This window comes from Providencia rustigianii DSM 4541 (genome assembly GCF_000156395.1).
GTDB lineage: Bacteria > Pseudomonadota > Gammaproteobacteria > Enterobacterales > Enterobacteriaceae > Providencia > Providencia rustigianii.
In genome coordinates this window covers 15,622-30,063 of sequence record NZ_GG703817.1, presented here as the reverse complement: position 1 = coordinate 30,063, position 14,442 = coordinate 15,622, and the positions used below count along the sequence as shown (strand labels likewise).

At 41.5% G+C, this 14,442-nt stretch carries 12 protein-coding genes; 6 read left to right on the top strand and 6 right to left on the bottom strand.

Translation table 11 applies throughout. From position 1 onward, the window contains the following. Window positions 1-118 precede the first annotated feature (118 nt). The 6 genes from artM to PROVRUST_RS00165 all read right to left on the bottom strand — a co-directional run bounded on the left by artM (window position 119) and on the right by PROVRUST_RS00165 (window position 5,559). Window positions 119-787: an arginine ABC transporter permease ArtM gene (gene artM / locus PROVRUST_RS00190; RefSeq protein WP_006812637.1), complete on the bottom strand. Its 669-nt coding sequence runs from the start codon at window positions 785-787 to the stop codon at window positions 119-121. Beyond that, window positions 784-1,524: an arginine ABC transporter permease ArtQ gene (gene artQ / locus PROVRUST_RS00185; RefSeq protein ID WP_006812636.1), complete on the bottom strand. Its 741-nt coding sequence runs from the start codon at window positions 1,522-1,524 to the stop codon at window positions 784-786. The genes artM and artQ overlap by 4 nt, the downstream gene beginning before the upstream one ends. Window positions 1,525-1,536: 12 nt before the next feature. Beyond that, entirely contained in the window at window positions 1,537-2,280 is a 744-nt protein-coding gene (artJ, locus tag PROVRUST_RS00180) for an arginine ABC transporter substrate-binding protein (protein WP_006812635.1), read from the bottom strand. An 18-nt stretch (window positions 2,281-2,298) separates the two neighbouring features. Next, the gene (gene artP, locus PROVRUST_RS00175; protein ID WP_006812634.1) at window positions 2,299-3,027 is read right to left on the bottom strand and encodes an arginine ABC transporter ATP-binding protein ArtP; all 729 of its coding nucleotides are present in this window, start codon (window positions 3,025-3,027) and stop codon (window positions 2,299-2,301) included. A 99-nt stretch (window positions 3,028-3,126) separates the two neighbouring features. Next, a complete protein-coding gene (locus PROVRUST_RS00170; RefSeq protein WP_006812633.1) occupies window positions 3,127-4,608 on the bottom strand; it encodes a DUF2867 domain-containing protein in 1,482 nt (493 codons plus the stop codon). A 51-nt stretch (window positions 4,609-4,659) separates the two neighbouring features. Beyond that, window positions 4,660-5,559: a LysO family transporter gene (locus tag PROVRUST_RS00165; protein ID WP_006812632.1), complete on the bottom strand. Its 900-nt coding sequence runs from the start codon at window positions 5,557-5,559 to the stop codon at window positions 4,660-4,662. Between the two features lie 457 nt (window positions 5,560-6,016). On the opposite strand from PROVRUST_RS00165, the gene PROVRUST_RS00160 reads away from it, so the two are divergent. The 6 genes from PROVRUST_RS00160 to PROVRUST_RS00135 all read left to right on the top strand — a co-directional run bounded on the left by PROVRUST_RS00160 (window position 6,017) and on the right by PROVRUST_RS00135 (window position 14,282). Beyond that, complete coding sequence (locus PROVRUST_RS00160) at window positions 6,017-7,681, top strand: DUF2813 domain-containing protein (RefSeq protein ID WP_006812630.1); 1,665 nt, start codon at window positions 6,017-6,019, stop codon at window positions 7,679-7,681. 110 nt (window positions 7,682-7,791) lie between these two features. Then, a complete protein-coding gene (gene macA / locus PROVRUST_RS00155) occupies window positions 7,792-8,901 on the top strand; it encodes a macrolide transporter subunit MacA (RefSeq protein ID WP_006812629.1) in 1,110 nt (369 codons plus the stop codon). Window positions 8,902-8,903: 2 nt separating this feature from the next. Beyond that, window positions 8,904-10,847, top strand: coding sequence for a macrolide ABC transporter ATP-binding protein/permease MacB (gene macB, locus PROVRUST_RS00150; protein WP_039854333.1), 1,944 nt, complete (start codon window positions 8,904-8,906; stop codon window positions 10,845-10,847). A 501-nt stretch (window positions 10,848-11,348) separates the two neighbouring features. Then, window positions 11,349-12,695: a purine-cytosine permease family protein gene (locus PROVRUST_RS00145; protein WP_006812626.1), complete on the top strand. Its 1,347-nt coding sequence runs from the start codon at window positions 11,349-11,351 to the stop codon at window positions 12,693-12,695. Window positions 12,696-12,705: 10 nt separating this feature from the next. After that, window positions 12,706-13,539, top strand: a complete 834-nt coding sequence (locus PROVRUST_RS00140) for a nitrilase-related carbon-nitrogen hydrolase (protein ID WP_006812625.1) — start codon at window positions 12,706-12,708, stop codon at window positions 13,537-13,539. Continuing rightward, window positions 13,536-14,282 (top strand): IclR family transcriptional regulator, encoded by a 747-nt coding sequence (locus PROVRUST_RS00135; protein WP_006812624.1) that lies wholly within the window; start codon window positions 13,536-13,538, stop codon window positions 14,280-14,282. The genes PROVRUST_RS00140 and PROVRUST_RS00135 overlap by 4 nt, the downstream gene beginning before the upstream one ends. Window positions 14,283-14,442 lie beyond the last annotated feature (160 nt).

Here is a 14,442-nt window from a genome sequence, read left to right as displayed (position 1 = left end):
AAAACTTTCTTTCAAAAATCAATTAGCTTGTAATTAATTAGCTATATATTTTTCATATACAAAAAACTTGGCGATTAAACCAAGCTTTTCATAAAAATAGCAAACTAAATAGGGGAGACTAGCTACGTTGTTCAAATGCCAGCGCTTTACGCTCAATCAGACGCATAACGATGGTAAGTATCGCATTGACAACAAGGTAGATAATTCCTGCTGCAACAAACGCCATAACATCCCAAGTTTGACCAAATACTTGGCTACTGTAGCCCATAATATCCAGCATGGTGATGGTACTTGCAAGAGAGGTACTTTTGAAGATCAATACCACTTCGTTGGAGTAAGATGAAAGTGAGCGTTTAAATGCATAGGGTAGAATAATCCGCATGGTTTGCAGTTTACTCATTCCTAATGCTTGGCAAGATTGCCATTGACCTGATGGAATTGCTTTCACCGCGCCATGGAATAATAACGTAGAATATGCCGCACTGTTTAATGCGAGTGCAACCATCGCACATACCCACGGTGTTGAAATAAACTCCCATAGTGCAGGGTAATCCTGTAAAGATTTAAATTGGCTAGGGCCATTATAAATCAAGAAAAACTGTACCAGTAACGGCGTTCCGGTAAACAGGGTGATATAAACCTTAACAGCCTGTGAAACAACGGGAGTTTTGAGAGATAGAATCAAGGTAAATAATATCGCGAGGATAAATGCCACCAATAATGCACTAAAAGTCAGAGATAAACTGGTTGGTAATCCGGGCAAAATTTTAATAATTAAATCGATCATTTTGATTCACTCCGCTCAAAACGAGTTGTGCGTAGTTCAATACGTTTTAACACTAACTGGCTTAATAAGGTGATAGCAAGATAGATAAGACCTACGATGGCATACCAAGTGAACGGCTCATGGGTGCGGTTCACGATTGTTTTGGTTTGCAGCATTAAGTCATTTACGCTGATTAAGGAAACGAGCGCAGTATCTTTTAGTAAGACTAACCACTGATTACCTAAGCCGGGTAGAGCATGACGCCACATTTGCGGCATGATAAACCGGAAGAAAATCGTACGTTTTGTTAAACCTAACGCTAAGCCGGCTTCCCATTGGCCATAAGGAACCGCTTTTAAAGCACCCCGTAGAGTCTGTGAGGCATAGGACGCATATAAGAGTGCAAGTGCAATAACACCACAAACAAACGGGGTATAATCGAATTGACCGCTATCAGCGAAGAAAATACTTGGGTCGACTTGCAATGTCCCTTGCCAAAAACCAAGATTGATTGCGATCCCGTCACCAAGTAGGTTGATAAGCTGTAATGTACCGAAGTAAACAAACAGCACTACCAGCAGCTCAGGTAAACCACGGATCAGTGTGACCCAGCAAGTACCGAGAAAGGCGATAGGTTTAAATCGAACGGATTCCCACGCCATAAACAGCATGGCGAGGATTAATCCAAGGATCAGTGCAGAAATAGCAAGGCCGACGGTGATCCCGGCGGCACTGATTAAAAATAGAAAGTCATTCATTAATTATATCGACTACTGTTGGAACCATTTTTTATGTATAGCATCGTAAGTGCCGTCAGCTTTTACTTCAGATAAGGCTTTGTTCATCTTATCCAGTAATTCTTTATTGCCTTTACGTACAGCGATACCTAAACCAATACCGAAATATTGTGGATCAGTGACTTTATCACCAATCGCAGCTAAATTTTCGTTACCTTTTGTTTTTAACCATTCATCAGCGACAGCAGTATCACCAAATACGGCATTAATACGACCATTTTGTAGGTCTAAAATTGCAGATTGGTAGTTATCGTATGGAACGACGGTCATATCTTTGTGTTGTTCCATGATGTATTTCTGGTGGGTGGTGCCGTTTTGTACACCGATTTTTTTACCTTTTAATTGGTCAATTCCAGTAATTTTATCTTTTACCGCAATAAATTCCGCTGAATTTGGATAATATGTTTCGGTGAAGTCAACTTGTTGCTGGCGCTCAGGCGTGATGTCAATACCAGCCATTAATGCTTCAAAACGACGGAATTTTAGGCTTGGGATTAAGCTATCAAAGGATTGGTGCGTGAATGTACAGGTTGCATTCATTTTTTCGCACATCGCATTGGCGAGATCCACGTCAAAGCCTACGATTTGGTTGTTTTTATCAAACATTTCAAACGGAGCATAAGTCGCTTCGGTTGCAAAACGGATAGTGTCTTTTTCCGCAGCAGTCGCAGATAGGGTTACAGCGCCTAATAATGCAGCTAATAATAGTTTTTTCATTGCTTAATCCTATATCTATTAGTGGGACAGATAATTTGCAAATGCTTCAGTTTGCGGAGCAGAGAAATGGCTTGCATCCCCTTGCTCAACAATATGGCCGTTTTCCATATACACGACACGGCTAGCGGTTTTACGTGCAATTTCAACTTCATGGGTCACAATAACTTGGGTGATCCCTGTAGCTGATAATTCACGAATAATATCGACGACTTGGGCAGTGATTTCTGGATCTAGCGCTGCCGTTGGTTCATCAAACAATAAAACTTGTGGTTCCATCATCAGGGCCCGAGCAATTGCAACACGTTGCTGTTGACCACCAGATAGATGCAACGGATAGCGGTCTGCGAAAGGAGATAAACGCAGACGCTCTAGTAGTTTAGACGCTTTTTCTTGAGCTTGTTGTTTGGATAATTTCAGTACTCGACAGGGGGCTTCAATTAAGTTGTCCATCACGCTTAAATGGGGCCACAGGTTGTATTGCTGAAAAACCATACCAACATTTTGGCGCAGGTCACGGATTGCTTTGGTTTCTGGAGCCGAAGCAAAATTGAACTGATGACCTGCAATGTTTAGCTGACCTGAACGTGGCATTTCCAGCAGATTTAGCACGCGCAATAAAGAACTTTTGCCCGCGCCGCTTGGTCCGAGTAATACCATGGTCTCACCAGCAGAGCACTCTAGATTGATATCAAACAGTGCCTGATGGTTGCCGTAGAAACAGTTTATGTTTTTTAATTGAATGCTCATGCTTACCAATAATATCTAAATTAACTACCTGCGATATTAATCCCGTAAGCATATTTATGCAATATTTTATGCATAAAAATTTGGTTTTTTACGCTGAAATTATTCAGACTTAGCGGTGGTATGCTCTGTATGTTGCTGGACAGCGAGTTGTTTATCTCGCTCGATAGCCAGTTCACTAATTCGCTTAGCCATTCCTTTAAAGATAAACAGGTGAGCTGGCATCATTGCAAACCAATAGAGTAGCCCACAGAAACCAGCCGGATGCCACCAAGCACGAACATCAATAGACCGTAAATTGCCGCTATCATGAATCGTAAAGGTTAATCGACCAAGCCCTGGTGCTTTCATGCCGAATAGCAGACTGAGTTGTTTATTAGGCTCAATATTGATCACTCGCCAACCATCGACTTCATCTCCAAGCTGGAGTTCCTCACGATCGGGTCTGCCATATTTTACTTTATTGAACATCATGTCATCCATAATGGCGCGAGTTTTCCATAGACCATTGGCGTAAAAATAACCGTCTTTACCACCAATTTGCTGAACTACATGCCATAACGATTCCGCTGATGCGCTGGTTCCTAGCGTTGAGCCAGCTTGTTTTGGATAAAACCCATAACCAGGTTTCCAGCGTTTTCTGACTTCAGGGTCATAACCCCAATCGGCATTATCTATTGCATTCGCTTCTTCTGCTAAAGTGCTGCGAACTGCATCATCGAATGAGATAAGTGTTTGTGGGATTAGCTCACGAATCGCTTTATCATCGGCAGGTAGGTCATGTTGTAATCCTTGAATTAACTCTTTAGCGATAGACGGTGGTACCGAGGTTATCAAGCTAATAAAGTGAACCGATATCATACTAACTGGAATGGGAATAGGGATCAGTAATCGGCGTTTTCCCGAGACTTTGATAAAGCGCTTAAAGAGCTCTTGGTAGCTAATATACTCAGGTCCACCGGCATCCAAGATCTGGCTTTCGGTGATAGGTAACTGAGCCAATTGAGTCAAATAGTACAGAATATTTTCGAGGGCGATAGGTGACGATTTAGAACGCACCCAGCGCGGGGGCGTTAAGATGGCAAGGTTATAAACCATATCACGCATGATTTCGAAAGCTGCGGAGCCTGAACCTACAATAATTGAAGCGCGTATTTCTGTCACAGGAATACCACTTTCACGTAAAATTTCTCCCGTTAACCGTCTAGCAATCAAATGGGGAGAATAGGTGTGCCCATGTTGTAAGGCGCTCAGGTAAATAACCTGTTTAACATTGGAATTTTGTAGAGCTTGCTGAACGTTACGTGCGGCTTCTCGTTCACGTTCAATGAGATTGGCTTGATCGGCCATACTGTGGACAAGGAAATAGACAATGTCTATTTCCTGCATAATATCGATTAGCGTCTCAGGTTGGTGTAAATCGACATAAACACAACGGGTATCAGACCAGCCTTGGGAGAGCATCCAGTCCACACGGCGTGCAGCGGCAGTAACTTCATGACCTTCTTGTAATAACCTTGGGATCAAATTTTGCCCAATATAGCCGCTGGCGCCTAACACTAAAACTCGCTGTTTAACCGTCATGTTAATTTCCTGTGATATGCAGATTAACGGCTATTGTGACTGAAATTTTACCTATGTAAAGAAGGCCATTAGAATTGGCGTAATTAGACTGAGCACGAACCCATGTACAATGGCGGCCGGAACAATGGCTACCCCACCACTACGTTGCAAAACGGGCAGAGTAAAGTCCATTGATGTTGAGCCACAGATCCCCAATGCGGTAGAACGATATCGATTAATTATCAATGGGATGAGCATAATGGCAGCGAGCTCCCTCATTAGGTCATTAAAGAAAGCGGCACTGCCCATAACCGGCCCATAAGCATCCGTGAGCAAGATACCGGTTAGTGAGTACCAACCGAATCCAGAAGCTAGTGCTAGCCCCATTTTTACCGGTAAGCCAAGGACAAATGCAGCAATAGCACCGCCAATTAGCGCACTCACTCCCATAACGAGGGCAATGGTCGTTCCCCGGCGATTAATTAAAATTTGTTTGATGTGCATTCCGCTGTTACGTAATTGAACACCGACTAATAATAGCAGTAGCATTAGGGCAATTTGACTGCCTTTATCCGCATAATGTAAAAATTCGAATCCAGTTAGCCCCACGACAAAACCAATCAATAAAACACCACACAATTGTAGGGATTCGAATACCATTTTGATGCGTGAAGGTGGTTTTTCTTGCTTGTGTTGAGGGACTTTCCAAGGATCGAGTTTATCGAGAATCACGAGGGAAATAATGTTCATTCCAAAGATACAACCAAAGAATGTCAGTGCATAAATTAAGATTGAAACAAGGTGAACACTTAAATTTTCTAGTAAAGCTAGGGTAATACCCATCAAAAATAGAATCACATACACCATCGAGTTTAAAGTTTGGTGGACACGATGAAGCACATTTTTATTTTTGATAGGTATCAAGTAACCGAGAACTAACGGCAGAAGAATAATCAGCAAACCAGAATACATGTTAGTGCCCTTTTTGTTTTATCCCATGAACTACACGGATTACACCAATCTAAACAATTTATATTAACGCAAACAAAGGATTATATTTGAATTCTTGTGAACACCGCTATTTAAACACAAATAAATTTAGCCTGTGATGCTAAATATCGAATATACCATAAATATTTTTTATTGGTTATTAGCTTAAAAATAGGAGAAAAAATCCAAAAAATAAAGATAATTCTATCCATTTAACTAAGGTTCATCATTAAATTTGGTGATTTATACGGATGTGTTCTTTTTTTGCTCAGCTCTCATTCGTATAGTAATCATTTGAGCAAATGAGTAAGCTTTTATTGGTGATAGTTTAAGTGAATTCACGGATCCTATTAGTATCATACTGTTACAATGGCAATCAGCTATCCACTGCAATTGGCATGACAATAAGTCGATAATACAATACTGCAAGGAGAGAGATATGTATCTGGAACGAGTGGAAATATATGGATTTAGGGGGATTAACCGGCTCTCTCTACAGCTTAATAATAATACCGTCTTAATCGGTGAAAACTCATGGGGTAAATCGAGTTTACTGGATGCCCTTGATATCATACTTTCTCCTGAAAATCGTGAGTACCAAATTACAGCTTCTGATTTTCACCATCCTACAGGGGACAACGAGGCATTAAATCGTTCTTTACAGATAGTCTTAAAGTTCTGCGAATCAGCACCTGGACGCCATCAATCTTATCGCTTTCAAAACTTAGCATCTGTTTGGGTTGATAATGGTGATGGGCTAAAACATATATTTTATCGTGTGAGCGCTGAATTAAAAGATGACAATACAGTAACGGTTGATAAGTGCTTCCTTAATTCAGGGGGAAATAAGCTTTCCCTTGATAATGTAGGAAAATACATCAAAGAAATCGTACGTTTATATCCCGTTATTCGTTTACGTGATGCGCGTTTTATTAATGATCTAAATCCAATTACGGTGACGGGGGGAAGTTCAAATTTCCGTGATACGCTGAATCAGCAAATTAAAGAGTTAACGCGTGCCTTAGTGAATAATCCTGAACGTCTAAGTAATGAAGATCTCAAAGATGGGATCGATGCCATGCAGCAACTATTAAGCCACTATTTTTCTGGAAAAAGTGGTCATATGACTAAGTTGGGGCATTCGTACTCCAGTATTGAACCGCGCAAGCGAGGCTGGCAGGCATTAGATAATATCAATCGACTCATTGCCAAACCAAATCAGCGTAATATTCGCCTAATTATTTTAGGGGTGTTTTCTTCATTATTGCAGGCGAAAGGAAATATTGAGCTGGATAAACATGCCCGCCCAATCATTATTGTGGAAGACCCTGAAACCCGGCTACATCCAATCATGTTATCTATTGCGTGGGGATTATTTAGTCTGTTCTCTTTACAGCGGATCACCACAACAAATTCGGGAGACTTATTATCCCAAGCGCCGATAGATAGCGTATGTCGGTTGGTTCGTGATACCAATAAAGTTTCAACATTCCGGATAGCGCCGAATGATTTAAGTCCCGAAGAGTTACGTAAGATATCATTTCATATTCGCTTTAACCGTCCTTCTGCACTATTTGCCCGTTGTTGGCTATTAGTTGAGGGGGAAACCGAAATTTGGTTAATGAGCGAATTTGCAAGACAATGTAATTATTTCTTTGAAACTGAAGGCATTAAAGTCATTGCATTTGCTCAAAGTGGCCTAAAACCATTGTTAAAATATGCGAATAAAATGGGAATAGAATGGCATGTATTAACTGATGGGGATGAAGCTGGACGAAAGTATGCGGCAACAGCGACGCATTATGCGAATAAAATAAATTCACCAGACAGAGACCGACTTACCATGCTATCGGCACCGGATATGGAGCATTTTCTTTATCGTGAAGGCTTCAAAAGCTTATACCATGAAATTGCGGAGATTCCTGAGAATGCGCGAGTTTCTACTCGGCGAGTGATTTTAAAAGCCATTTCGCGCACGTCAAAACCTGACTTGGCACTAGCGACAGTTAACCGAGCCGCAGAATTGGGTCCAGATTCGGTGCCATTAGCATTGAGAAATATGTTTTCTCGGGTGGCATGGCTGGCTCGTGGTAAGGCGTACTGAGTATATTTTGCAGTTAATCTGAAGCTTGTTTAGTGAAGTGAGATGATTATTCAGCTATCTTATTTTCAAGGGAGGGGAGTTCCCTCCTATTGAAAATAGGAACATCATTGATGCCGATTAAATCAAGGAAAAAATGGATTTTATCTTTACTTGCCCTAATGGCCGCTATTGGAGCAGGATGGTTTTTTCTTGGTAATCCACAGTCTGAGACCTTCCAAACAGTGGATGTTACGCGAGGCGACCTCAATAAGCAGGTACTTGCAACCGGTAAGCTTGATGCTGTGCGCAAAGTTGATGTTGGAGCTCAGGTAAGTGGTCAATTACAGACTCTGTATGTCAAAGAAGGGGATGTGGTTAAAAAAGGTGACTTACTGGCAGTCATTGACCCACAAAAAGCCCAAAACGAAGTCACCGAATCCCAAGAAACAATTCATGAATTAGAATCTAATCTAGCTTTAGCCAAGGCTGAGTTAAGACTCGCTGAAATTACGTATCAGCGGCATTTAAGCCTGTCAAAAGTTCAAGCCGTATCCCAACAAGATCTGGATAAAGCCAGAACGGACGTTGAAGTTAAAAAGGCGCAAGTGGCGACTTATCAGTCTCAAATTAAGCGTAACCAAGCATCTTTAGATACTGCTAAAACAAATCTTAAATATACTCAAATTACCGCACCAATGGACGGTATCGTCACATTTATCAAAACGTTACAAGGGCAAACGGTAATCGCAGCTCAAGAGGCTCCAACGATTTTAACCTTGGCAGATATGGATACTATGCTGGTTAAAGCTGAAGTCTCCGAAGCCGATGTTATCTACTTGGAACCGGGGCAAAATGTATCATTTACCGTTCTAGGTGCCCCAGATAAAAAATTTGCAGGAAAGTTGAAAGATATTTTACCAACCCCTGAAAAAATTAATGATGCTATTTTCTATTATGCACGTTTTGAAGTACCCAATCCCCAGCATCTGTTAAAGCTACAAATGACTGCTCAAGTGACTATCGATCTCGAATCACGTAACAATATCTTATTACTGCCACTTTTAGCGTTAGGGAATGAAGTTTCGCCGCAAACTTATGAAGTGGAAATTCTTAAAGATGGCGTTCCACAAAAAACAACCATCGAGATTGGTGGGCGCAATGATGTGTCTGTTGAAGTGCTAAAAGGCTTGAGTGAGGGGGATAAAGTCATTATCGGACGTAACAGTGATATGGAGTCTTGATGATGGCGACATTACTCGAACTGAATAAAATTACTCGACGCTATCCCGCAGGTGAGCAAGAAATTACGGTCTTAAAAGATGTCTCCTTGAAAATTAATTCAGGAGAGATGGTCGCAATTATTGGTGCTTCTGGTTCAGGCAAATCCACCTTAATGAATATTTTGGGATGCTTGGATAAGCCTTCTGCTGGGCAATATTATGTCGCAGGACAAAATATTGCTGAACTTGATAATGACCAACTTGCTCAGTTACGACGTGAACATTTTGGTTTTATTTTTCAACGTTATCATCTTTTAAGTCATTTAAGTGCTGAGCAAAACGTAGAAATTCCAGCTATTTATGCAGGAGTTGGTAAGTCTTCTCGACATGAGCGAGCCGAGCAATTATTACAACGTTTAGGGCTAGGGGAACGAGTCAATTATCGTCCTAGTCAGCTTTCTGGTGGGCAGCAGCAACGTGTCAGTATTGCTCGCGCCTTGATGAATGGCGGTCATGTTATTCTGGCAGATGAACCAACGGGAGCCTTGGACAGTCACTCAGGGGAAGAGGTGATGAAGATCTTAAAAGATCTCTGTGCTCAAGGCCATACGGTGATTATTGTGACCCATGACCCTAAAGTTGCCCAGCAAGCAGAAAGAATCATCGAAATCAAAGATGGCGAAATCATTAATGATTCGGGGGCTAAATCTGTAGCAGCCACCTTATTACCAGTAAAATCTACGGTTAGAAAATCATCGATTCCTCAAATTTATGGGCGTTTTAGTGAAGCTTTACTGATGGCATGGCGTGCGATGGTTGTCAATAAAATGCGAACATTGCTCACTATGCTGGGTATTGTGATAGGGATTGCTTCAGTGGTATCCATCATGGTGATAGGTGACGCTGCAAAAGGAATGGTGCTGAATGATATAAAATCAATTGGAACAAATACGATTTCAATTTATCCCGGAACCGATTTTGGTAGCGATGATCCAGAGAATCGGCAAGCACTAAAAGATTCGGATATCACTGCGATAGCCCAACAACCGTATGTGCAGTCAGTGACTGGTTCCATTGAATCTTCAGCTCGATTACGTAACGGCAATATTGATGCAACCGCACGAGTTTCTGGTGTGGGTACAGACTATTTTAATGTCTACGCCGAAAAATTTGCCGAGGGAATGGGATTCACGCCTGAAATGCAAAGTAGACGTGCTCAAGTCGTGGTGATTGATAGCAATACTAAGCGGCGTTTTTTTCCAAACAAATTGAATGTTGTGGGGGAAATATTATTAATTAATAATGTTCCAGCCACTGTGATTGGTGTACTTGGGGAGCAAAAATCCATATTCAGTGCGGGTAAAAATCTTCAAGTTTTTTTACCTGATACGACGGTTAACGGAAAATTATTAAACCGACCTTATTACGACACGATTGTGGTTCGGGTAAAAGATGGCACCGATGCACAGGTAGCAGAGCAGCAGTTAGTCCGTTTATTGACACTGAGGCATGGAAAAAAAGATATTTTTACCTATAACATGGATACGTTTGTTAAAACGGCGGAAAAAACGACACGTACAATGCAGTTATTCTTGACGTTAGTTGCTGTTATTTCTCTCGTTGTCGGTGGTATCGGGGTGATGAATATCATGCTGGTTTCCGTGACAGAGAGAACTCGTGAAATCGGTATTCGCATGGCTGTAGGGGCGCGTACGAGTGATGTTATGCAGCAATTCCTTATTGAGGCGGTTCTGGTCTGTTTAATCGGTGGATTAATGGGGATTGGTTTGTCTTATGGGATTAGTTTGATTGCTCAAATTGCATTACCAGGATGGACATTCACGTTTGATCCCATTGCATTAGTGAGCGCTTTTGCGTGCTCGACAGCAATTGGTATTATTTTTGGTTTCCTCCCTGCAAGAAGCGCTGCTCGACTAAATCCTATTGATGCCTTAGCGCGAGAATAGTCTTTCAATGATCACCATCTCCTCGACATTCGGTTGAGGAGAGCTTCACTCATCACCAATCTAAAAAATTTTTTCATTCTTAAAATTATCTTTATAAATAGAATTTTATTTTGGACTAGAAATAAATGGGATAAATGGGATTTTGTAACAGATTTTTAATGAGATTAACTGCAATGAAGAGCTTATTCGTTTCGGATTAATCCGTGAAAAACAGATTTATCTTTTGAAGATGGCACTTTTTGTGAAATATCTCTAATCTAAAATAGAGTTTTTAAGCCATTAATTTATAGCTTATTTTGTTTTTATTCCCACTATATCGCCCCTGAATTAAATAACCGATAATAAAAAAGGCTCTGAAAAAGATAAATTCTTCTTGCGATTGGGTACCGATCGTGGATATCATTCGCACTACAGAATAAATGAAACCTAGTTCCATTAAATGGAACTTTGCAGAAAGCCAATAAAATATAAGCAAAGACTCTTACACAGCAGGCGTTGAACATGGCAAATAAAGCAGGTGAAGATTATTCTCTGGCTCGAGTACCCCAAAGTGCTCGTCGACCGTTTTATGAAGTATTAATTCTTAGAATTGGCTCACTGGCTTGCGTTTCGCAAGTGATGTTAGGTGCAGCTCTTGGATATGGATTAACGTTTTGGCAGGCGTTTTGGGCGACCATGCTAGGCTCCGTAATTTTACAAGTTGTAAGTTGGGGTTTAGGGGCGGCTGCTTGTCGCGAAGGAATGTCAATCAGTCTACTGTCTCGGTGGGCTGGTTTTGGAAAGTTGGGCTCAGCATTAATTGGGGGAGCGATTGCTATCTCCTTAATGGGGTGGTTCGGCGTCCAAAATGGTTTCTTCGCAGATGGAATGTATAAAGCGACTAACGTGCTAACACCAGGGACCTGGTCGCTTATTACAGGTATTGCGGTGACAGTTATTACGGTATATGGGTATCGATTTTTATCTATTACCGCCAATATCTCAACACCGCTATTTTTATTCGCATTAGGCTGGGCAACTTATAATTTATTATCAGGTCAGGACATTAGCGCACTGATTAATGCCACTGAACCCGCCGGGCCGTTAATGACTATGCCAGCTGCAATCACCATGGTTGCTGGTGGGTTTATTATTTCAGCCGTCACGACACCAGACATCAGCCGCTTTATGCATAAGCCTAAAGATGTTTTCTGGATGACTTTGATCGGCACTTTCTGTGGCGAACTGTTCGTCAACATGATTGCGGTATTGATGGCTCTTGCACTACGCACTAGTCAAGTATTTGATTTGATGATGGCGTTAACAGGGTTGCTTGGTGCATCGATTGTTATCTTCTCAACAATTAAAATGAACGATATCAATCTCTATTCTTCATCCCTTGGTTTTACAACATTACTTAACGCTATTTTTAATAAACGTTTTGACCGCCGTTATTTAACATGGGTAATTGGTATTTTCGGTACCATCGCATCAATGCTAGGTATCTTGGATAACTTTATCAGTTTCTTAATTTATCTCGGCATTTCAATCCCACCGGTTGCCGGCATTATGGTGGTTGATTACTACATATTAAAACGCGAGAGAAAAGAGTTGGATATCACCCGTGAACAGGGGATTTTACCAACTCGTTGTGAAGCTTATAACCCAATTACCTTAATTGCATGGTGTTTGGCTGTGCTTGTCGGATGGGGAACCTCGGCATTAGGTCCATTTGGTGCAGATATTGGTGTTCCAGCACTTAATTCATTGTTAACCGGTGCCATTGTTTACTGGGTTGCGATGAGTTGGTTCGCGAAGGCGCGTAAACAAGATAACGTCCATTTTCGCCAAGTATCTCACTTAGATTAAGGAACACAGGATGACAGATAACAGAGTTAAAGTGGCATTAGCCCAGTTTGATTCTGAGCTGGGTAACAAACAACGTAATTTGCAACGCATGGCTCAATTATGTGAGCAAGCGGCAGCTCAGGGGGCTAAATTAATTTGCTTTCCTGAATTGGCAACAACGGGTTATCGCGGCGATTTGTTATCCAATAAGTTATGGGATCTCAGTGATTCCGAAGGAAGCGAAACTTATTGTTTATTCAGTGAGTTAGCTTCCCGCTTAAATCTCTCTATTGTTGCTGGGTTTGCAGAACGAGGAAGTTACCTCGGCGAAGTTTATAACTCTGTTGGGCTATGGAATCCCGGTTGTAAAACGATTAGCGGCGTATTCCGTAAAGTTCATGCCTTTGGTATCGAAAAGCAGTGGTTTAAAAACGGGGATAGTTTCCCTGTATTTGATACCCCAATAGGCAAAGTCGGTATCATGATTTGTTATGACATGGGTTTCCCTGAAGTTGCTCGTATTCTTACCCTGCAAGGTGCTGAGTTACTCATTGCACCATCTGCATGGTGTGTTCAGGATCGGGATATGTGGGATATCAATACGGCATGTCGAGCATTGGAAAATGGAACTCACCTCCTTGCGGTAAATCGCTGGGGGAGTGAAGAAGATTTACATCTATTTGGTGGCAGCAAAGTACTGGGTCCACGTGGACAAGTTCTATGCGAAGCGACCTGTGATGGCGAAGCGCTATTAATAGGTGAAGTTGATTTTCGTCTTCAGGCACATACTCGATTGAGTGTGCCTTATTTAAGGGATAGAAAGCCACAACGTTATGGCTTACTGATTCAGGAAACTCAGGTATGAGTATTTTATCTAGCGTCGTTGATGTTTATCGCCTGTTTTTACGTTCAGGTAATGAGCTAACGGTGACAACATTAGTGAATGAGTTGGGGATGCCAAAAAGCTCTGCATCTCGCTTATTAAAGCAAATGGCGGAGCTAGGGCTGTTAGAAAAAAAGAGTAATGCGCCGATTTATCGTCCCGGTTTATTGGTTATGGAGATTGCGCATCGAGCCAGAGGCATGAATCATCTGATTGATATGGCACTTGAAGCTCTTGATAGCCTGACGAAAGATTCCGGATTTACTAGCTATGTTTCGGCGTTAGATGAAGACAAAGTTCGTGTGGTTCATGCCAGAATCGGCAATAGCATGTTACAGGTAATTACTCAGCCTGGTACCCGTTTACCGATCGCTGGAACCTCAACAGGACGCGCTTTATTGGCGAGATTGCCTGTACATGAACGCGCAGAATTAATTAAGTTAGAGTCGGAAGAACAACAAGCTAGCCTCGATGAGCGCATGAATATTATTTTAGCGCGTGGCTGGGAATTTTCGGTCAATGAGTCAGTTGCTGGAGTTGCTTCAGTTTCCAGTACAGTTTATGACCCATCACAAAGTACATTATATGCTTTGTGCTTAAGTCTTCCAGCATCTCAAATGACCGAAGAGGTTATTGAGCAGCTATCTCAAGATCTTTGCCGTAAGGCTTCTTACCTAGGATGTATGGTTGGAGACCCTTATTGGCTAGAACGTAGTGCCAAGTAGTGAAAGACTGGTAATACTTGTAAGAAAAGTAGTAAAGACACCATAAGTATGTAGTGAGTACCCGCAGTAAATAATAATTAAATATCATTCAAAGTGCGTGAATACGCCTTCACCAGGAAATAAGGTTTTAACGCTTGTTAAAATCTTTCAGGGCGAACGG